Source organism: Actinophytocola gossypii (assembly GCF_025165815.1).
GTDB classification, from domain to species: Bacteria; Actinomycetota; Actinomycetes; order Mycobacteriales; family Pseudonocardiaceae; genus Actinophytocola; species Actinophytocola gossypii.
Map to the genome: position 1 here is coordinate 109,829 of NZ_JAFFZE010000022.1, position 18,740 is coordinate 128,568.

Sequence of the window (18,740 nt, forward strand, 5' to 3'; positions counted from 1 at the left end):
GCGGCGAAGAGTGCGTCGGCGGTCATGCGCTCAGTCGCCTTCGGTAGTTGCGGGTCGCGAGCGCGGCACCCGCGGCGAACAGGGCGAGCAGGAACGCGAGGTGTCCGAGCGCCGGCAACCACTCCAGCCCGCCGAACACCACGCCGCGACCCAGCTCGGTGCCGTGCCAGACCGGCGTGATCCAGGCGACCGGGCGGATCCACGCCGGCAGCTGCTCGATCGGGAAGAACGCTCCGGCGAACAGGGTCATCGGCATCACCACGAACCGGAAGATCGCGTTGAACTGCTGGCCCTCGGACTCGATGGTGGCCGCGTAGGCGGTGATCGGCGCCGCCACCGCGAGCCCGGTCAGCACCGCCACCAGCAGCGTGACCAGCACCCCCGGCCCGGTCAGCACCCCGAGCACGGCCGCCACCAGCAGGTACACCGCCCCCGAACCACCGAGCCGGACACCGATCCAGGTCAGGTGGCCGGCGAGGATCTGCCCGGGCGAGACCGGCGTCGCGGCGATCGCCAGGTACGTCTGCTGCCACTTGAACGACGACAGCACCGGGTAGGTCGACTCGAACGCGCCGATCTGCGCGGCCGTGGCCACCAGCAGCGCGGGCGCCAGGTACACGACGTACTCCAGGCCGCCGGTCGCCTCGGTCGGCCGCACCTGCGACCCGAGCCCGAACCCGAGCGCCAGCAGGAACAGCACCGGCTGCACGACGCTGGACACGACGGTCGCCCGCCAGTTGCGCCGGTACCAGGTCCACAGGGCCTCGACGAAGATCAGCGAGGCGCGGACGGGGCCGAGCACCCGGCCCGTGCTGGCCGGCGTGGTCACGTCGGTGGTCATCAGTCGACCAGCGTCCGACCGGTGAGGTGGAGGAACACGTCCTCCAGCGTGCTGCGGCGAACCAGGCTCGACACCGGACGCACTCCCCTGGCGTGCGCGGCCGCGAGCACGGCCTCGCCGTCGGCGGTGTAGAGGAGCAGGCGGTCGGGCAGCACCTCGAGCCGGTCGCAGAGGCCGTCGAGGTCGGCCTCGGGCGCGGGCTCGCCGGGCGGGAACCGCAGCTCGAGCACCTCGCGGGTGGAGTAGCGGCCGATGAGCTCGCTCGGGCTGCCCTCGGCGACGATCCGGCCGCCGTCCATCACGACCAGGCGATCACACAGCTGCTCCGCCTCGTCCATGTAGTGGGTGGTGATGATCAGCGTGACGCCGTTCTGCTTGAGCCGGAACAGCCGGTCCCACAGCAGGTGCCTGGCCTGCGGGTCGAGGCCGGTGGTCGGCTCGTCGAGCAGGAGCAGTTCGGGGTCGTTGATCAGCGACCGGGCGATCGTCAGCCTGCGCTTCATGCCGCCGGACAGGGGCTCGACCTCGTCCTCGGCCCGGTCGGTGAGCTGGGCGAAGTCGAGCAGTTCGGTGGCCTTGGCCCGGACGTGCGCCTTCGACAGGCCGAAGAAGCGGCCGTAGACGTGCAGGTTCTGCCGGACGGTCAGCTCGCTGTCGAGGTTGTCCTGCTGCGGCACGACACCGAGCCGGGCGCGGATGCGGGGCCCGTCGCGCTCGGGATCCATGCCGAGCACCCGAAGGTCGCCGCCGGTGCGTGGGGACACGCAGGCCACCATCCGCATGGTCGACGACTTGCCGGCGCCGTTCGGGCCGAGGAAGCCGAACGCCTCGCCCCGCCGAACCTCGACGTCGATGCCCCGCACGGCGGCGAAATCGCCGAACTGCTTCACCAGGTCCCGCGCGTGCACCAACGCGCCGTTCTCGCCCACGACCGCAGACTAGATCGCGGCACCGACAATCACGAGCCGTTATGCGGACGCATTCTCACCGCTGTGTATGACCACCGTCACCGTCCGGTCATCCGGGCTGGCCTGCCACCGACCGGTGGCAGGTCGGTGACAGGTTGACGGGGAAGGTCAGACGCCGGGGAACCAGAGGTCGATCTCGCGCTTGGCCGACTCCGGGGAGTCCGAGCCGTGCACGATGTTGTACTGCACCTCGACCGCGTAGTCGCCGCGGATGCTGCCGGTCGCGGCCTGCACCGGGTTGGTGGCGCCGGCCAGCTGACGGAACGCCGCGATCGCGTTCTCGCCCTCGACGACCATGGCGACCAGCGGGCCGCCGGTGATGAACTCGAGCAGGGACTCGTAGAAGGGCTTGCCCGCGTGCTCGGCGTAGTGCTGCTCGGCGACCGAGCGCTCCACGTTCCGCAGCTCCAGCGCGGCCAGCGTCAGGCCCTTGCGCTCGACCCGGGAGATGACCTCGCCGACCAGCCCACGGCTGACACCGTCCGGCTTGACCAGGACCAAACTGCGCTCGCTCACGACACTCCTTTTCGAGGAAACGGGGAAGATGGTGCCGGCGCAGCGTATCGTCCGGCCGTGCTCACCATCGACGCCGAGTCGGACCTGCCGCCGTACGAACAGGTGCGTGCACAGCTGGCGCGCCGGATCAGCGACCGGACGCTCACGGTCGGCACCCGGCTGCCGACGGTCCGTGCGCTCGCCGCCGAACTGGGGCTGGCGGTCAACACCGTGGCGCGCGCGTACCGGGAGCTGGAGGAGGCCGGCATGGTCGAGACCCGCGGCCGGGCGGGCACCTTCGTCAGCTCCCTCGGCGACAGCAGCCGGGACACCCTGCGCCGGGCGGCGGCCGAGTACGCGGCGACGGCGCGGGCGCTGGGGATCGGCGCGGACGAGGCGGTGGCGGCGGTCCGGGCGGCGCTCGGTTGACGTCCTCCCCCGTGTGAACGCGGGAGATTCCGGTCTGTGCGGTCTAGGCCGCGCTTCCGGTGGGTTCCTGCATCGTTGCCGACTGCTCGGGCGGGCCCAAGACTGACACCGGCTCCACAGGCGTTGGTCTGTCGGCCCGTCCGGCCGCCAGGATGTTCACCGCCGCGTTGATGTCCCGGTCGTGAACGACCCCACACGGGCAGGTCCACGTCCGGACGTTCAACGACAGCTTCTCGCCGACCGCCCCGCAGGTCGAGCACAGGCGGGTGGAGGGAAGCCACCGGTCCACCCGCCCGAACACGCGGCCGTGCCGGGCGGCCTTGTACCCCAGCATCGCCGTGAACTGTGACCAACCGGCGTCATGCACGGATTTGGCCAGCCGGGTGCGGGCCATACCGCCACCGCGAAATGGGTCAACCCCAGATCGGGGTTGGTCAGTCTTCTGTGGACCGTTGGCTGGGGAGGCGGCCCTCGGCCATGCGTTTGGCGACGTCCCAGCGCATCCAGAGCAGGATGGCCCACACCAGGCCGAACACCAGGCCCAGCACGCCGAGCGCGGGCAGCGCCACCCAGCACACCACCAGCACGGCCTGCAGGCCCGCGGCCAGCCACAAACCCCACGGCTTGCGTACGAAGGCGCAGTTCACCAGTAGCGCCAGCGCCAGCACGCCGACCAGCACGCCCTGCCAGGTCGCCAGGCCACTGCCGAGGTTCGCCACCACCGGCATCGACAGCAGCACCACGATGGCCTCAAGCAACAGCGTCGCCGCGGCCACACCGGCGAAGGACTTCATCGGGTCCGACGGCTTGCTCACGCCGGCTCCTTGCCGAACAGGGCCCGCGCCTCGCCGGCGGTGACCACCGAACCGGTGACCACCACGCCCACCCCGGACAGCTGCCCGTCGGCGTCCGACTCGGCCAGCTCGATCGCCGTCTCCACCGCGTCGTCGAGGCGAGGGCGGACGGTCACGCGGTCGACGCCGAACACGTCCGTCGCCAGGTCGCCCAGTTCCTCGGCGGCCATGGCGCGTTCCGACGAGTTCGTGGTGATCACCACCTCGGCCAGGGCGGGCTCCAGCGCGGTCAGGATGCCCATCGCGTCCTTGTCGCCCATCAGGCCCACCACGCCGACGAGCTTGGTGAAGCCGAAGTCGGCGTCCAACGCCTCGGCGAGCGCCCGCGCGCCGTGCGGGTTGTGCGCGGCGTCGACGAACACGCTCGGCGCGGACCGGACCCGCTCCAGCCTGCCCGGCACCACGACCGACGCGAAGCCCTCGCGCACCGCTTCGACGTCCAGGGACCGTTGCGCACCGGCGCCGAAGAACGCCTCCACCGCGGCCAGGGCCAGCGCCGCGTTGGCCGCCTGGTGCGGGCCGTGCAGTGGCAGGAACACCTCGTCGTAGGCACCGCCGAGGCCCTGCAGCTTCAGCTGCTGCCCACCGACGGCCACGTCCCGGCGCAGCACGCCGAACTCCAGGCCGGCGCGGGCGACCGTGGCGTCCACCTCGGCGCAGCGGGCCAGCAGGACCTGCGCGGCGTCGGGGTCCTGCTCGGCCAGCAGGGCGATCGCGCCGGGCTTGATCACGCCGGCCTTCTCCCGCGCGATGCCGGCGAGGTCGCTGCCGAGGTACTCGACGTGGTCGATGCCGACCGGGGTGACCGCCGCCACCCGGGCGTCGGCCACGTTGGTCGAGTCCCAGGTGCCGCCGAGGCCGACCTCGAGCACCGCCGCCTCCACCGGGGCGTCGGCGAACGCGGCGAACGCCATCGCGGTGAGCACCTCGAACTTCGACAGCTGCACCTCGGCGCCTCGGTCGACCATCGCGATGTACGGCTCGATGTCCCGGTACACCTCGACGTAGCGCTCCGGGCTGATCGGCGCGCCGTCGACGGCGATCCGTTCGGTCACCAGCTGCAGGTGCGGGCTGGAGAACCTACCCACCCGCAGGCCGATCCGGGTGAGCAGCGCGTCGATCATCCGCGCCACCGACGTCTTGCCGTTGGTGCCGGCGACGTGCAGCACCGGGTACGACCGGTGCGGGTCGCCGAGCAGGTCGACCAGCGCGCCGATCCGCTTCAGCGACGGCTCGATCCTCGTCTCCGGCCAGCGCGTGTTGAGCTCCGCCTCGACCTGGAGCAGGTCGTCCCAGTCGGGTGCCTCAGACATTCGGCATCGCCGCGAGTCGTGCGGTGATCCGTTCGATGTCGGCGGCAGCGGTTTCGCGGCGGGCCTTGATCTTGGCGACCACCTCGGCGGGAGCCTTGCCGGCGAAGTTGGGGTTGCCCAGCTTCGCGTCGCAGCTGGTCAGCTCCTTCTCGGCGGCGGCGAGGTCCTTGGCGAGCCGCTTGCGCTCGGCGGCCAGGTCGACCGTGCCGGACAGGTCCAGCTCGACGGTCACCGTGCCGTCGGCGAGCGCGACCTCGAGCGACGCGCTCGGCGCGAACGTCTCGGCCGGTGCCTCCAGCTTGGCCAGCGAGGTGACCGCGGGGGTCAGCGCCGACAGCCCTGCTCCGTCCACACCGGACAGTCTGGCCGGGACACGCTGGTTGGGCTTGACACCCTGGTCGGACCGGAACCGGCGGATCTCGGTGACCAGCTTCTGCACGGCGACCACGTGCCGCGCGGCCGCCTCGTCCCGCACCCCGCCCTCGGTCGTCGGCCACGCGGCGACCACGACCGACTCCCCGCCGGTGAGCGTGGTCCACAGGCGCTCGGTGACGAACGGCAGCAGCGGGTGCAGCAGCCGCAACACGACGTCGAACACGTGGCCCAGGACGGCGCGGGTCGACTCGGCCCGGTCGCCGCCCTCGGCCAGCTGGACCTTCGCCAGCTCCAGGTACCAGTCGCACAGCTCGTCCCAGGTGAAGTGGTAGAGCGCGTCGCACAGCTTGGCGAACTGGTAGTCCTCGTAGAACGCGTCCACATCGGACACGAGCGTGTCGGCGAGGTCGAGGATCCAGCGGTCGGCCTCGGTCAGCGTCTCCCTGGCCGGCACCGCGTTGGCCGTGGTGGCGCCGTTCAGCAGCGCGAACCGGGTGGCGTTCCACAGCTTGTTGCCGAAGTTGCGCGAGCCGGCCGCCCAGTCCTCGGCGATGGCCATGTCGCTGCCGGGGTTCGCGCCGCGGGCCAGGGTGAACCGGGTGGCGTCGGCGCCGAAGCGGTCCAGCCAGTCCAACGGGTCGATGACGTTGCCGCGCGACTTGGACATCTTCTTGCCGAACTCGTCGCGGATCAGCCCGTGCAGGAAGACGTGGTCGAAGGGCTGCACGCCGTCCATCGCGTAGACGCCGAACATCATCATCCGGACGACCCAGAAGAACAGGATGTCGTAGCCGGTGACCAGGACACTGTTCGGGTAGAACTTGTCCAGGTGCGCGGTCCGCTCCGGCCAGCCGAGCGTGGAGAACGGCCACAGCGCCGAGGAGAACCAGGTGTCCAGCACGTCCGGGTCCTGGGTCCAGCCCTCGCCGGACGGCGGCTCCTCGTCCGGGCCGACGCACACGACCTTGTCGTTCGGCCCGTACCAGACCGGGATCCGGTGCCCCCACCACAGCTGGCGCGAGATGCACCAGTCGTGCATGTTGTCGACCCAGTCGAAGTACCGCTTGGCCAGCTCCGGCGGGTGGATCGTGGTCCGGCCGTCCCGGACGGCGTCGCCAGCGGCCTTCGCCAGCGGGCCGACCTTGACGAACCACTGCAGCGACAGGCGCGGCTCGACCACGGTGCCGCAGCGCGAGCAGTGCCCGACCGAGTGCAGGTAGGGCCGCTTCTCCGCGACGATCCGGCCCTGCTCGCGCAGCGCCGCGACCACCGCGGGGCGTGCCTCGAACCGGTCCAGGCCCTCGAACGGCCCCTTCGCGGTGATCACGCCGCGCTCGTCCATGATCGTGATCGCCGGCACCTGCGCGCGCTGGCCGATCTCGAAGTCGTTCGGGTCGTGCGCGGGGGTGACCTTCACCGCACCCGTGCCGAACTCGGGGTCGACGTGCGGGTCGGCGACGATCGGGATCATCCGGCCGGTCAGCGGCAGTTCGACCTCGGTGCCGACCAGGTGGGCGTAGCGCTCGTCGTCGGGGTGGACGGCGACCGCGGTGTCGCCGAGCATGGTCTCCGCGCGGGTGGTGGCCACCACGATCGACCGGTCGCCGTCCCCGTAGCGGATCGAGACCAGCTCGCCTTCGTCCTCGGAGTGCTCGACCTCGATGTCCGACAGCGCGGTGAGACAGCGCGGACACCAGTTGATGATCCGCTCGGCCCGGTAGATCAGACCGTCCTCGTAGAGCCGCTTGAAGATCGTCTGGACGGCCCTGGACAGGCCCTCGTCCATGGTGAACCGGTCGCGGCTCCAGTCGACACCGTCCCCGAGCCGGCGCATCTGGCCGAGGATCCGGCCGCCGTACTCGCCCTTCCACTCCCAGACCCGCTCGACGAACGCCTCGCGGCCGAGGTCGTGCCTGGTCAGGCCCTCCTTGACCAGCTCGCGTTCGACGACGTTCTGGGTGGCGATGCCGGCGTGGTCCATCCCGGGCTGCCACAGCGCCTCGTGGCCCTGCATGCGGCGGCGGCGGGTCAGCGCGTCCATCAGGGTGTGGTCGAGCGCGTGTCCCATGTGGAGGCTGCCGGTCACGTTGGGTGGCGGCAGGACGATGCAGAACGGCGGCTTGTCGCTGCTGGCGTCGGAGGTGAAGTAGCCGGCGTCCACCCACCGCTGGTACAGCTCCGCCTCTACCGTCGCCGGCTCCCACGCCGGCGGGAGGTCGGTGGTCTGCGGCGATGAGGTGTCAGTCACCTCGAAGAGTTTACGAACCGTGTTGACCGGCGCGCATTCGAGTTCCCTCCGACCCCGATTGTTAACACGGCGAATGGTCGGATCGATGAGCTGAGCACCAGAGAGTTCGTGTTTCAGCTGGTTGATCGATCAACCATGTATGTCTTGGGGAGCCGGTGAACCCACGCCAGCCGGCCGCCGACCCGGCGGCCGACGACGCCGAGTGGGCGGGGCGCGTGCACGACGCGGCCAGCGCCGACGTGCGGCAGCTGCTGCGCGCCGCGCGCCGCCGCCGGCACGCGCACTGGCTGGCCGGCGGGCTGGTGGTGGTCGCCGTCGGCGCGATGCTGGCCGTGCTGGTCCGGGCCGGCACCCTCGAGTCGCTGCTCGGCGACGATCCGGTGGCGCCCCCGGTGGCCAGGCCGGTCGCGCCGGAACCGCTGCCCCCGGCGCCGATGCTCGACCCGGCCGACCCGTTCGCGTCCACGCCGGCCGCCGGCTGGGCCGACGGCGCGGACGGCATCGTGCTGCCGACCGCCAAGCCGGTCGGCGACTTCACCGCCTCGGAGGTGGCGGCGGCCACAGCGCTGGTGCGGGAGGTCCTGGTGGCCAGCCGCCTCGACCGCGCGCTGCTGGTCCGGCACGACCCGAGCCGGTTCCTGTCCCTGCTCGCCCCGGACGCGCGGGGGCAGCTCGAGCCGCTGTTCGGCGGCCAGGAGCCGCAGGTGCAGTCGCTGGTCAGCCTGGTGGCGGCGGACACGGCCCTGGCGGCCGTCGAGCCCAAGGTGCGCGGCGAGATGACCGTGGCCGAGGGCGAGGCGGGTGAGCTGGTGGTGAGCACGAACTACGTGTTCGTCTACGCCTTCGAGCCGGCCGAGCCGCTGCGCCTGGTGGACGCGATGAACGTGATCGTGGTGGTGCGCGCGGACGTCGACTACGTGCTGCGGGACGGCGACCGGTGGGCGCCGGGCAGCCAGGGCCTCTGGTACGACGACGCCACCGGTTCCGCGTACTCGATCGGGTGTGACGCGTACCGCAGGGGCTTCCTGGCTCCGGCCGCGACGGAACGCGCGGTGACGCCGGGCACCGAGCGCGCGCAGGCGACCTACTTCGACCCGGCGAGCCCGGCACCGGCGCCCAACTGCCCCGCCTGAGCATCCTCGGAGGGCATGTTTCCCGCCCCGCATGCGTTGCACGTGGCGTGAGCACGTTCCCTCAGGAGGGTGAAATGAGCCAGGCGCCCGAGACGCTGACGATGTACTCGACCACGTGGTGCGGTTACTGCCGGCGGTTGAAGTCGCAGCTGGACCGGGAGGGCATCGAGTACCGCGAGGTGGACATCGAGCGCACGCCCGGCGCGGCCGAGTTCGTGATGAGCGTGAACGGCGGCAACCAGACGGTGCCGACGGTGCACTTCCCGAACGGCTCCGCCCTGACCAACCCGACGCTGGCGCAGGTCAAGGACCAGCTGGCCGCGTGAGCAGGGCCATCGCCGCGTTGTGCCCGCCGATGCCGCTGACACCGCCGCCCCGGCGGGCACCGCTGCCGCACAGCAGCAGGTTCGGCACGTCGGTCTCGACGCCCCAGCCGCCGCCTTCCGCGTAGGGCCAGGCGAGGTCGCCGTGGAAGATGTGGCCGCCCGGCATCGCCAGGTCCCGTTCCACGTCGAGCGGAGTCTTGGCCTCGACGCACGGGCGGCCGTCGGCGTCGGTGGCCACGCAGTCCTCGATCGGGTCGAGCAGGTGGCGGTTCATCGCGGCGAGGTACCGGGCGACCAGGGTGTCGCGGAGCGTGTCGTCGCCGGGGGTGAACAGCCCGGCGGGCAGGTGCAGGCCGAACAGGGTCAGCGTGTGCAGCTCACCGTCCACGATGGACTCGTCGGTGAGCGTGTGGCAGTACGTCTCACCCGGCAGCGGGTCGGGGACCGCGCCGGAAGCGCTTGCGTGATAGGCGTTCTCCAACTCCACATAGGACTCGTCGAGGTGGAACGTCCCGGCGAACGCCAGCCGGGGATCGATGCCCGAGCGCAGCCGGGGCAGCCTGGACAGCAGTACGTTGATCTTCAGCTGCGCGCCGGCGGGCGACTCGGCGTCGCGGCCGCGCAGGCGGTCGAGCACGGCCGGCGCCACTCCGGCGAGCACCGCGCCGGCGGCGACGGTGTGCTCGGCGTCCCCGGCCACGTAACGGATTTCGGCGTCGACGCCGTCCGCGGCCACCGCCGTCGCGGTCGCGCCGGTCAGCAGGGTCGCGCCGGCCTCGGTGGCCACCCTGGCCAGCTCGGCGGTGACCGCGTCCATGCCGCCGACCGGCACCCGCCACTCGCCGGTGCCGTCGCCGACCAGGTGGTACAGGAAGCACCGGTTGGCCAGCAGCGACTCGTCCCGCAGTGAGGTGTGCGTGCCGATCAGCGCGTCGGTGGCGACGACGCCGCGCACCAGGTCGTCGGCGAACGTCTCCTCGATCGCCTCGCCGATCGGCCGCTCGAAGACCTGGTGCCACACCCGCTCACCGGCCGCGTCGACGACCAGCGCGCGCAGCCCGTCGCGGGTGGGCAACGGCCCGAGCATCGTCGGCGCGACCGCGCGAGCCATCGCGGCGAGCCCGTCGTTCCAGCGGGTCCAGGCGTCGAACTCGGCGTCCGAGCCGGTGAGCGAACGGAACGAGGCAGTGGTCGCCGGGCCCGGTTCGCGCTCCACCAGCAGCCCGGCCGGCTCGCCGTCGCGCAGGGTGGGGGTGTAGGAGGACACCGGGCGTGCGCGCAGGTCGATCCGCAGTCCGAGGTCTGCGACGATCGCGCCGGGCAGCAGGCTGACCAGGTAGGAGTACCGGGAGAGCCGGGCGGCGACGCCGGGGAACGGCGCCGCGCTCACGGCCGCGCCGCCCACGTGGTCGAGGCGTTCGAGCACCAGCACCGAGCGGCCGGCACGGGCCAGGTACGCGGCGGCGACCAGGCCGTTGTGCCCGCCGCCGACCACCACCACGTCGTAGCGTTCCGTCATCCGCAGCACGCTACCGGGCGACCCCCAACCGGCGGGCCGGTGCCGGGCGGCGAACCGGCTCGGCTGCGGGCCGCTCGTCCTCCCGACTCTCCCGGGCGGCCTTGGCGAGCCGGTGCTCGTCAGCCTCGCGGGCGAACTGGTCGGCGCGGGTGGTGGCGACGGCGTGGGCGGCGTACGGATCCATGACGGTCTCCCCTTTTCCGGGCAGGCTGAAGACGGCCACCGGCCGGCGGCCTGATCGGATGTCTCGGTCGGTCAGTCGGGTTGAGGGGCGACCGTGGTGGAGAAGAACATGGTCACCGATCGGGCGTCCGCCGGCCGCAGGTCGGGGTTGGTCTTGCGGTCCCGGAACCGGTCGAGCAGTACCCGCACCTCGGCTCGCAGCTCCTCGACCTCCTCGGCGGTGAGGAACTCGTGGGCGTTGTCCACGCCGACCGCGGTCCGCCACTCGGCGGGCTCGAGGTGCAGCGTCTGGTGCCGCTCCCTGATCTGGTTCAGCTCGTAGTCGAGGAAGGCCCCGGTGGCGGCGCGTGCGGCGAGGGCGCCGTCCGCGTCCATCCCCTCCGCTTCGACGCTGATGCTCGCGTTGACGGCACGCCAGGGCTTCTCCCGCCCGTGAGCACCCTCGGCCTGCTCGACGTAGTGGTACTTGGCGAGCAGGTTGAGGTGGTAGGAGCAGTTGGCGACGCTCTCGCCGGTCTCCCTCGCGCACTGCGTGGCGGTCGCCGTGCCCGCCCGATCGACGATCTCGAGCAGCTGCCAGCGCAGCGGGTGCGCGAGCGCGCGCAGTGCCTTCGGGTCGGTGATCCTCGGGGTGCGGTTCTCCATGTATAACAAGATACCTTGCTAAACAATCCTTTAGCAAGAGTTCTTGTTATAGCGCGGCTGTAGGCTGTATGCATGGGACGAGTGACGGTTCGCCGACCGGTTCTGCGGCTCTCCGAGGACGGGAGCAAGCGGCGGCAGGACGCCCTCGCCGCGGAGGAGCCGCTGGAGATCCGGGTCGACGGCAAGGCCCTCGCGGTCACCATGCGCACCCCGGGCCACGACGTCGAGCTGGCCCACGGGTTCCTGCTCACCGAGGGCGTGATCGGCTCCGCTGCCGACGTGTCGACCGCGCGCTACTGCGACAGCGTCGACGACCAGGGCCGCAACACCTACAACGTGCTCGACCTGGCCCTGGCCCCCGGTGTGGAGCCGCCGGACACCGGGGTCGAGCGCAACTTCTACACCACCTCGTCGTGCGGGGTGTGCGGCAAGGCGGCGCTCGACGCGGTCCGGCTCAAGACCCGGTTCTCCCCCGCGGGCGACGGCGTCCGGGTGGCGCCGGAGACCCTGGCGACCCTGCCCGACCTGCTGCGCGAACGGCAGCGGGTGTTCGCCTCGACCGGTGGGCTGCACGCCTCGGGCCTGTTCACCTCGACCGGGGAGCCGCTGGTGGTGCGCGAGGACGTCGGCCGGCACAACGCGGTCGACAAGGTCACCGGGTGGGCGCTGCTCGACGGGAAGGTGCCGCTGTCCGGGACGGTGCTGATGGTGTCCGGCCGGGCCTCGTTCGAGCTGGTGCAGAAGGCCGCGATGGCCGGCATCCCGGTGCTCGCGGCGGTGTCGGCGCCCTCGTCGCTCGCGGCGGAGCTGGCCGAGGAGCAGGGCATCACGCTGGTCGGCTTCCTGCGCGGGTCGAGCATGAACGTCTATACCGGCGCGGAACGGATCACCGGTTCCTGACCATCCGGGCGTGCCGGTCGGTCACCCACTCGCGGACCGCTGGCCACGGACCGTAGCCGGCGTCGGTGTTCAGGTGCGCGCCGCCGGGGATCACGTCGAGGTCGACCTTGAGACTCGCGGCCATGTCCACGGCGTCGGCCACCGGGCACGCCGGGTCGTCGTCGGCCACCACCAGCTGCGTCCAGCCCGCGGCGCGCCGCACCCCGGCGGCGTCCAGCGGAGCCGGGGTGAACCGGTGCACGTCGGGGTGGGTCCAGCGTGGCCCGGGCGGGGACACCAGCAGCACGCGGTCGAACCGGGGCTCGGGCCCGGCCAGCCGGGCGGCGTGGTGCAGCCACAGCGCGGCGCCGCAGGAGTGCGCGAGCAGGACCCGTTCGCCGTCCGGGGGCGCCGCGTCCAGGTGGTGGCGCAGCTCGGCGAGCCAGACGTCGAGGTCGGGCCGGCCCGGGTCGGTGAGCTGGGGGATGTCGACGGCGCCGCCGGCCTCGGCCAGCTCCCCGGCGAGCCAGCTCTGCCAGTGCTCCGGCCCGGAGCCGGTGTGACCGTGCAACAGCAGGACGTACGGCAGCATGCCCCGATCCTGGCACGGTTAGGCTGCGGCGTGCCCACTTTCCTCGCCCCCGACCAGGTCACGCTGCACTACGACACGCGGGGCGCGGGCCGCACCAGGGTGCTGCTCGCCGGCGGCGCCGCCCGGCACCCGGAGTACCTCGGCGACCTGGCCGGGCTGAGCGGGCACCACGTGATCCCGCACCAGCGCGGCGTCGGGCACTCCCCCGGCCCCGGCCTGCCGTACTGGGACCTGGCATCCGACGTGGAGGCGCTGCGCACGCACCTCGGCCTGTCGCACCTGACGATCGTGGCGCACTCGGCCGGCACCCGGCTGGCGATGGCCTACGCCGCCCGCTACCCCGACCAGATCTCGGCGATGCTGCTGATCACCCCGCCCTCGGCCCACCTGGTCGACGCCGAGTCCGACATCGAGGAGCTCCGGGCGGCCCGGCGCGGCGATCCGGTGTTCGACGACGCCCTCGCGGCCATGGTGGCCGGGCCGGACCTGACCGACGACGAGGCGTTCACCGCCTGGCACCTGGCGAGCGCGCCGGTCACCTACGCGGCGTGGACGGCGGTGGAGCAGGAGCACGCGCGGGTCGGGCGGCAGCACCTGGCGGCGGCGCGGGCGTTCTTCGACGGCGAGCCGCCGGCGGACCTGGCCGAGCGGCTGTCGGCCGTGCGGGCGCCGGTCCGGATCGTCGGCGGCGCCCAGGACTGCACGACGGGGGTGGCGCCGGTGGCGGCACTGGCGGACCTGTTCCCGGCGGGCGAGGTGGTCGTGCTGGAGGAGTGCGGGCACTACCCGTGGGTGGAGCAGCCCGAGCTGTTCCGCGAGGTCGCCGAGGAGTTCCTGTACCGGGTCTGAGCGCGCGTGGTCAGCGCAAGGAGCCCGGTCGAGGTGCACCGATCCGTCGAGCGAGGCGGCGACGACCGGCGGTCCTTCGACCGCCGCCCGCGACGCCTCGACCCCCTTGGTCTCGGCCGGATCAGCACCCCGCACCTCCCCGATGCCACTCGTGCGTGGGTAACGTAACGCCGTTCGCGAGCTGCTCGTGACGGTCGTTCGACCCACAATCGGTGTCAGGCGGGCGCCCGCCAGGTCGCCTCGACCCAGACCCGTGACCCGTCCACGAGGTGGGTCACCGCGACGTCGGCGTCGTCCGGGAGGTCGTTCGTCGAACGTCTCGGCATCGGCCACGACGCTGGCCGTGACGCCGGCGGGCGAGCCCAGGACGGTCACCCTGGCCTCGGACGCCGCGACGGCCACCACCGCGCGGCGGACCTCGGCGAAGGTCCACAGCGCGACCCGGGATCGTGGACCACACCGCGGCCGGGTCGGCCAGGGCGTTGCCGGCGAGATGGGCGGCCACGACCGTCGTGGTCAGCGCCAGTCCGGCGGCCGTGCCGGTGTACCACTGGTGGGCGATGGCGGTGATCGAGACGGCGGCCAGCAGGAGCGGGCCGTGTCCGAGCGGTGCCTGGTAGACGGCAACGGCGCTCGCGCAGGTCAGAACGACCGCTCGGGTGATGACGGCGTACCGGCGCCCCCGCCGGCGCAACTCGGTCTCGGCCCGCGCCGGGCGAGTGTTCCCTCGCCGGGAAGTCTCCCAGCTCGGGCCGGGAGCAGGTGGGCTACGCGGACTTCTCGCGGCGCTCGCGGCGGGACGGCTGGCGCGCGACGATCGTCGGGTTCACGTTCTCGCGGACGGTCTGCTCGGTGATGACGACCTTGGCGACGTCGCTGCGGCTCGGGATGTCGTACATCACCGGCTGCAGGACCTCCTCCATGATCGCGCGGAGGCCGCGGGCGCCGGTGCCGCGCAGGATGGCCTGGTCGGCGACGGCCTCGAGGGCGGTCTCGGTGAACTCCAGCTCGACGCCGTCCATCTCGAACAGCTTCTGGTACTGCTTGACCAGGGCGTTGCGCGGCGCGGTGAGGATCTGCACCAGCGAAGGCTTGTCGAGGTTGGTCACGCTCGCCACGACCGGCAGGCGGCCGATGAACTCCGGGATCAGGCCGAACTTGATCAGGTCCTCGGGCATCGTGTCGGCGAAGAAGTCGGCCTCGTCGGTCTCCGCCTTGGAGCGGATCTCGGCGCCGAAGCCGAGGCCGCGCTTGCCGACCCGGTCCTGGATGATCCGCTCCAGACCCGCGAACGCGCCGGCCACGATGAACAGCACGTTCGTCGTGTCGATCTGGATGAACTCCTGGTGGGGGTGCTTGCGCCCGCCCTGCGGCGGCACCGAGGCCGTGGTGCCCTCGAGGATCTTCAGCAGCGCCTGCTGCACACCCTCGCCGGACACGTCGCGGGTGATCGACGGGTTCTCCGACTTGCGGGCGATCTTGTCGACCTCGTCGATGTAGATGATGCCGGTCTCGGCCCGCTTCACGTCGTAGTCGGCCGCCTGGATCAGCTTGAGCAGGATGTTCTCGACATCCTCGCCGACGTAGCCGGCCTCGGTGAGCGCGGTCGCGTCGGCGATCGCGAACGGCACGTTGAGCAGCTTGGCGAGGGTCTGGGCGAGGTAGGTCTTGCCGCAGCCGGTGGGGCCGAGCAGCAGGATGTTGGATTTGGCAAGCTCGACGGCCTCGTCGCGGGACTCGCGGCCCTCACGCCCCTCCGGCCGGGCCCGGTCGCCGGCCTGGATGCGCTTGTAGTGGTTGTAGACCGCTACCGCGAGGGTGCGCTTGGCCTCGTCCTGGCCGATCACGTACTGGTCGAGGAAGTCGTCGATCTCGGCCGGCTTGGGCAGCTCGTCGAGCTTGACGTCGCCGGCCTCGGCCAGCTCCTCTTCGATGATCTCGTTACAGAGGTCGATGCACTCATCGCAGATGTACACGCCTGGGCCGGCGATGAGTTTCTTCACCTGCTTCTGACTCTTTCCACAGAAAGAGCACTTCAGCAGGTCTCCGCCGTCGCCGATACGCGCCATGACCGCTGACCTCTGTCCCCTCCGGCGTACCCGGGAGCACGCCTGGATGTTTGGCTTCTGGACCGGCCCTCGAGTGCAGTGTGGCGCACTGCGCTCCAGGCCCGGTCGAGCGCCTGTTGCCTTCGACGGTACCTGCCAACCCCCATCCAATGGGAGAACCTACCCACCGAGATGTCGGATTCGGCCGATCAGGTGGCCCGGCCGCACCGGGCGCCGGGCCACCTGCCGACAGGGTTGGCGGAATGCCTCACGGCTTGGTAGCGGAGAGCTTCCGGTACGGCAACACCTCGTCGACGATGCCGTAGTCCTTGGCCTCGTCGGCCGTGAGGATCTTGTCGCGCTCGATGTCCTTGCGGATCTGCTCCGCCGACCGGCTGGTGTGCCGGGCCAGCGTCGACTCCATCAGCCGCCGAACGCGCTGGATCTCGTTGGCCTGGATCTCCAGGTCGGAGACCTGGCCGTACACGCCCTCCATCGCCGGCTGGTGGATCAGGATGCGGGCGTTGGGCAGGGCGAAACGCTTGCCCGGGGTGCCGGCCGCGAGCAGCACGGCCGCCGCCGACGCCGCCTGGCCGAGGCAGTAGGTCTGCACGTCGGGCCGGGCGAACTGCATGGTGTCGTAGATCGCCATCAGCGAGGTGAAGGAGCCGCCCGGCGAGTTGATGTACATGATGATGTCGCGGTCCGGGTCGACGGACTCCAGGTACAGCAGCTGCGCCATCACGTCGTTGGCCGACGCGTCGTCGATCTGCACACCGACGAAGATGATGCGCTCTTCGAACAGCTTGTTGTACGGGTTGGACTCCTTGACCCCGTAGCTGGTCCGCTCCACGAAGGAGGGCAGCACGTACCGGGACTGGGGGAGGTGAAGGTCGCTCATGGTGTCCGCACTCCTCAGCTGCCGCTGCCGTTGGGGGTCTGGCTCGCCCGGGTGACCACCTGGTCGACGAAGCCGTAGTCGCGTGCCTCGGCCGCGGTGAACCAGCGGTCGCGGTCGGCGTCCTCGGTGATCGTCTCGACGGACCGGCCGGTCTGCTCGGCGGTGATGCGGGCCATCTCGAGCTTCCACTTCGCGAAGACCTCGGCCCGGATCGCGATGTCGGAGGCGGTGCCGCCGACGCCGGCGGACGGCTGGTGCATCATGATCCGCGCGTGCGGCAGGGCGTAGCGCTTGCCCGGGGCGCCGGACGAGAGCAGGAACTGGCCCATCGAGGCGGCCAGGCCCATCGCCCAGGTGGCGACGTCGGGCTCGATCAGCTGCATGGTGTCGTAGATCGCCATGCCCGCGGTGACCGAGCCGCCCGGGGAGTTGATGTAGAAGGTGATGTCCTTGTCGGGGTCCTCGGCGGCCAGCAGGAGGAGCTGCGCGGTGATCCGGTTGGCGATCTCGTCGTCGACCTCGGATCCGAGGAAGACGATGCGCTCCCGGAGCAGCCGCTCGTAGACCGAGTCGTTCAGGGTGAGACCTGCGGTCGTCGACCGCATGTCGGGCGTCCGCAGTGGTTGCGTCACGTCTGCCTGCTTTCTCCGCTCACGACAGCACCGCGCCGGGTGCTGGATATGACCTTGATCTGTCCCATGTCCGACCCTAACGAAGCCGAGCGACCGAGCATGCCCGGGAATGCTCAAGTTCGCTCAGAGCGTCACTGGTCGGCGGTGGCGGGCTCCTCGGCGGTGGCCGGGGCCGGCTGCTCGCGGGGCCCGAAGAGCTCTTCGAGGTCGACGGTGTTGCCCGAGGCGTCGGTGACGGTCGCCAGGCGGACCACCGAGGCGAGCGCCTTGCCGCGCCGGACGTCGGCGAAGATGGCGCCGAGCTGGCCGGACTGCTGCGCGCGCTGGACGTACTCGTCCGGGGAGACGCCGAAGCGCTGGGCCTGGTAGATGATCCGCTCGGTGAGCTCGTTGTCCTCGACGGTGATCTGCTCGGCGTCGGCGATCTGGTCGAGGACGAGCTGGGTCTTGACGGCCTTCTCGGCTTCCTCGCGGATGTCGGCGTCGAACTCCTCGCGGGTCTTGCCCTGGGAGGTGAGGAACTCGTTGAAGCGGTCCTCGTCGTGGTCGAAGGTGTGCACGGCGTCGTGCTGCCGGACCTCGATCTCGGAGTCGACGACGGCCGAGGGCAGGGGCACCTCGGTGACCTCGAGCAGGGCCTCGAGGACCTTGTCGCGGGCCTGGACGCCCTGCTGCATCCGCTTGACGCGGGTGAGCCGCTCCCGCAGGTCGTTGCGGAGCTCGTCGATGGTGTCGAACTCGGAGGCGAGGGAGGCGAACTCGTCGTCCGGCTCCGGGAGCTCGCGCACCTTGACGGAGTTGACGGTGACGGTGACCTCGGCGTCGCGGCCGGCGTGCTCCCCGGCGACGAGCTTGGTGGTGAAGGTCTTCGAGTCGCCCGCGGAGGTGCCCGTGATGGCCTCGTCGATGCCCTCGATCATCTCGCCGGAGCCGACCTCGTAGGAGAGGCCGCTGGTCTTGGCGTCCTCGACCTCCTCGCCGTCGACGGACGCGGAGAGGTCGATGGAGACGAAGTCCCCGTTCTCGGCGGGCCGGTCGACCCCGGTGAGAGTGCCGAACCGAGCCCGCAGCTCGTCGAGCTGCTCGTCCACCTCGTCGTCGGACAGCTCCAGGTCGTCCACGCTCACACTGAGCTCCCCGAACGCCGGCACGGTGATCTCGGGCCGGACGTCGACCTCGGCGGTGAACGCGAGGTGGTCCCCGTCCTCGATCTTGGTGACCTCGAACTCCGGGCGGCCGAGCGCGCGGACCTCCTCGGCGGAGAGGACCTCCATGTACTTGGCGGGGATGGCCTCGTTGACGACCTCGTCCAGGATCGGCGCGCGCCCGATCCGCTGCTCGATCACGCGGGCCGGTGCCTTGCCGGGACGGAAGCCAGGGATACGGACCTGGCCGGCGATCTTCTTGTAGGCGCGATCGAAGTTGGGCTTGAGCTCGTCGAACGGCACCTCGACGTTGATCCGGACCCGAGTCGGGCTCAGGTGCTCGACGGTGCTCTTCAACGTGATCT

At 71.4% G+C, this 18,740-nt stretch carries 20 protein-coding genes; 5 read left to right on the plus strand and 15 right to left on the minus strand.

All coding sequences use genetic code 11. From position 1 onward, the window contains the following. Window positions 1–22 precede the first annotated feature (22 nt). The 3 genes from JT362_RS27470 to ndk all read right to left on the minus strand — a co-directional run bounded on the left by JT362_RS27470 (window position 23) and on the right by ndk (window position 2,325). Window positions 23–841 (minus strand): ABC transporter permease, encoded by an 819-nt coding sequence (locus tag JT362_RS27470; RefSeq protein WP_260194695.1) that lies wholly within the window; start codon window positions 839–841, stop codon window positions 23–25. After that, window positions 841–1,770, minus strand: coding sequence for an ABC transporter ATP-binding protein (locus JT362_RS27475; protein WP_260194696.1), 930 nt, complete (start codon window positions 1,768–1,770; stop codon window positions 841–843). The genes JT362_RS27470 and JT362_RS27475 overlap by 1 nt, the downstream gene beginning before the upstream one ends. Window positions 1,771–1,917: 147 nt before the next feature. Next, window positions 1,918–2,325 carry a nucleoside-diphosphate kinase gene (gene ndk, locus JT362_RS27480; RefSeq protein ID WP_260194697.1) on the minus strand — a complete coding sequence of 136 codons (408 nt, stop codon included), beginning with the start codon at window positions 2,323–2,325 and terminating at the stop codon, window positions 1,918–1,920. 57 nt (window positions 2,326–2,382) lie between these two features. On the opposite strand from ndk, the gene JT362_RS27485 reads away from it, so the two are divergent. Further along, on the plus strand, window positions 2,383–2,733 hold the full coding sequence (locus tag JT362_RS27485; protein WP_260194698.1) for a GntR family transcriptional regulator: 351 nt from the start codon (window positions 2,383–2,385) through the stop codon (window positions 2,731–2,733). 43 nt (window positions 2,734–2,776) lie between these two features. Here the strand turns inward: JT362_RS27485 and JT362_RS27490 are convergent, their stop codons facing one another. The 4 genes from JT362_RS27490 to JT362_RS27505 are packed head-to-tail and all read right to left on the minus strand — an operon-like array spanning window position 2,777 to window position 7,523. After that, entirely contained in the window at window positions 2,777–3,127 is a 351-nt protein-coding gene (locus JT362_RS27490; protein ID WP_260194699.1) for an RNA-guided endonuclease InsQ/TnpB family protein, read from the minus strand. A 40-nt stretch (window positions 3,128–3,167) separates the two neighbouring features. Further along, on the minus strand, window positions 3,168–3,548 hold the full coding sequence (locus JT362_RS27495; RefSeq protein ID WP_260194700.1) for a DUF4233 domain-containing protein: 381 nt from the start codon (window positions 3,546–3,548) through the stop codon (window positions 3,168–3,170). Beyond that, window positions 3,545–4,900 carry a bifunctional tetrahydrofolate synthase/dihydrofolate synthase gene (gene folC / locus JT362_RS27500; RefSeq protein WP_260194701.1) on the minus strand — a complete coding sequence of 452 codons (1,356 nt, stop codon included), beginning with the start codon at window positions 4,898–4,900 and terminating at the stop codon, window positions 3,545–3,547. Before folC ends, JT362_RS27495 begins: the two co-directional genes overlap by 4 nt. Beyond that, entirely contained in the window at window positions 4,893–7,523 is a 2,631-nt protein-coding gene (locus JT362_RS27505; RefSeq protein WP_260194703.1) for a valine--tRNA ligase, read from the minus strand. The genes folC and JT362_RS27505 overlap by 8 nt, the downstream gene beginning before the upstream one ends. Window positions 7,524–7,678: 155 nt before the next feature. Between JT362_RS27505 and JT362_RS27510 the strand changes: the two genes are divergently transcribed. Both JT362_RS27510 and JT362_RS27515 read left to right on the plus strand, forming a co-directional pair. Then, window positions 7,679–8,656, plus strand: coding sequence for a hypothetical protein (locus JT362_RS27510; RefSeq protein WP_260194705.1), 978 nt, complete (start codon window positions 7,679–7,681; stop codon window positions 8,654–8,656). 74 nt (window positions 8,657–8,730) lie between these two features. Beyond that, window positions 8,731–8,982 carry a mycoredoxin gene (locus JT362_RS27515; protein WP_260194706.1) on the plus strand — a complete coding sequence of 84 codons (252 nt, stop codon included), beginning with the start codon at window positions 8,731–8,733 and terminating at the stop codon, window positions 8,980–8,982. Here JT362_RS27515 and JT362_RS27520 read toward each other — a convergent pair. The 3 genes from JT362_RS27520 to JT362_RS27530 form a co-directional block, all read right to left on the minus strand. Beyond that, entirely contained in the window at window positions 8,960–10,501 is a 1,542-nt protein-coding gene (locus JT362_RS27520) for a phytoene desaturase family protein (protein ID WP_260194707.1), read from the minus strand. The genes JT362_RS27515 and JT362_RS27520 overlap by 23 nt on opposite strands. Before the next feature lie 10 nt (window positions 10,502–10,511). Then, window positions 10,512–10,685 carry a hypothetical protein gene (locus JT362_RS27525; RefSeq protein ID WP_260194708.1) on the minus strand — a complete coding sequence of 58 codons (174 nt, stop codon included), beginning with the start codon at window positions 10,683–10,685 and terminating at the stop codon, window positions 10,512–10,514. Between the two features lie 71 nt (window positions 10,686–10,756). Beyond that, the gene (locus tag JT362_RS27530; protein ID WP_260194710.1) at window positions 10,757–11,329 is read right to left on the minus strand and encodes an ArsR/SmtB family transcription factor; all 573 of its coding nucleotides are present in this window, start codon (window positions 11,327–11,329) and stop codon (window positions 10,757–10,759) included. 72 nt (window positions 11,330–11,401) lie between these two features. Here JT362_RS27530 and fdhD point away from each other — a divergent pair, with 72 nt between their 5' ends. Beyond that, on the plus strand, window positions 11,402–12,229 hold the full coding sequence (gene fdhD, locus JT362_RS27535; RefSeq protein ID WP_260194711.1) for a formate dehydrogenase accessory sulfurtransferase FdhD: 828 nt from the start codon (window positions 11,402–11,404) through the stop codon (window positions 12,227–12,229). Here fdhD and JT362_RS27540 read toward each other — a convergent pair. Continuing rightward, complete coding sequence (locus JT362_RS27540; protein ID WP_260194712.1) at window positions 12,216–12,800, minus strand: RBBP9/YdeN family alpha/beta hydrolase; 585 nt, start codon at window positions 12,798–12,800, stop codon at window positions 12,216–12,218. The genes fdhD and JT362_RS27540 overlap by 14 nt on opposite strands. A gap of 30 nt (window positions 12,801–12,830) precedes the next feature. Here JT362_RS27540 and JT362_RS27545 point away from each other — a divergent pair, with 30 nt between their 5' ends. Further along, on the plus strand, window positions 12,831–13,649 hold the full coding sequence (locus JT362_RS27545; protein WP_260194713.1) for an alpha/beta fold hydrolase: 819 nt from the start codon (window positions 12,831–12,833) through the stop codon (window positions 13,647–13,649). 767 nt (window positions 13,650–14,416) lie between these two features. Here JT362_RS27545 and clpX read toward each other — a convergent pair. From clpX to tig, 4 genes are all read right to left on the minus strand, one after another. Further along, window positions 14,417–15,718: an ATP-dependent Clp protease ATP-binding subunit ClpX gene (gene clpX, locus JT362_RS27550; RefSeq protein WP_260194714.1), complete on the minus strand. Its 1,302-nt coding sequence runs from the start codon at window positions 15,716–15,718 to the stop codon at window positions 14,417–14,419. Window positions 15,719–15,965: 247 nt separating this feature from the next. Further along, the gene (locus tag JT362_RS27555) at window positions 15,966–16,598 is read right to left on the minus strand and encodes an ATP-dependent Clp protease proteolytic subunit (protein WP_260194715.1); all 633 of its coding nucleotides are present in this window, start codon (window positions 16,596–16,598) and stop codon (window positions 15,966–15,968) included. Between the two features lie 14 nt (window positions 16,599–16,612). Further along, window positions 16,613–17,203 carry an ATP-dependent Clp protease proteolytic subunit gene (locus JT362_RS27560; RefSeq protein ID WP_260194851.1) on the minus strand — a complete coding sequence of 197 codons (591 nt, stop codon included), beginning with the start codon at window positions 17,201–17,203 and terminating at the stop codon, window positions 16,613–16,615. Between the two features lie 158 nt (window positions 17,204–17,361). Beyond that, complete coding sequence (gene tig, locus JT362_RS27565) at window positions 17,362–18,732, minus strand: trigger factor (RefSeq protein WP_260194716.1); 1,371 nt, start codon at window positions 18,730–18,732, stop codon at window positions 17,362–17,364. Between the last annotated feature and the right edge of the window lie 8 nt (window positions 18,733–18,740).

What these genes read in the sequence shown, in the direction of transcription:
- JT362_RS27470 (WP_260194695.1), bottom strand. Translation starts at nt 841, where the DNA reads ATGACCACCGACGTGACCACGCCGGCCAGCACGGGCCGGGTGCTCGGC.
- JT362_RS27490 (WP_260194699.1), bottom strand. Translation starts at nt 3,127, where the DNA reads ATGGCCCGCACCCGGCTGGCCAAATCCGTGCATGACGCCGGTTGGTCA.
- folC (WP_260194701.1), bottom strand. Translation starts at nt 4,900, where the DNA reads ATGTCTGAGGCACCCGACTGGGACGACCTGCTCCAGGTCGAGGCGGAG.
- JT362_RS27515 (WP_260194706.1), top strand. Translation starts at nt 8,731, where the DNA reads ATGAGCCAGGCGCCCGAGACGCTGACGATGTACTCGACCACGTGGTGC.
- JT362_RS27520 (WP_260194707.1), bottom strand. Translation starts at nt 10,501, where the DNA reads ATGACGGAACGCTACGACGTGGTGGTGGTCGGCGGCGGGCACAACGGC.
- JT362_RS27525 (WP_260194708.1), bottom strand. Translation starts at nt 10,685, where the DNA reads ATGGATCCGTACGCCGCCCACGCCGTCGCCACCACCCGCGCCGACCAG.
- JT362_RS27530 (WP_260194710.1), bottom strand. Translation starts at nt 11,329, where the DNA reads ATGGAGAACCGCACCCCGAGGATCACCGACCCGAAGGCACTGCGCGCG.
- fdhD (WP_260194711.1), top strand. Translation starts at nt 11,402, where the DNA reads ATGGGACGAGTGACGGTTCGCCGACCGGTTCTGCGGCTCTCCGAGGAC.
- JT362_RS27540 (WP_260194712.1), bottom strand. Translation starts at nt 12,800, where the DNA reads ATGCTGCCGTACGTCCTGCTGTTGCACGGTCACACCGGCTCCGGGCCG.
- clpX (WP_260194714.1), bottom strand. Translation starts at nt 15,718, where the DNA reads ATGGCGCGTATCGGCGACGGCGGAGACCTGCTGAAGTGCTCTTTCTGT.
- JT362_RS27555 (WP_260194715.1), bottom strand. Translation starts at nt 16,598, where the DNA reads ATGAGCGACCTTCACCTCCCCCAGTCCCGGTACGTGCTGCCCTCCTTC.
- JT362_RS27560 (WP_260194851.1), bottom strand. Translation starts at nt 17,203, where the DNA reads ATGCGGTCGACGACCGCAGGTCTCACCCTGAACGACTCGGTCTACGAG.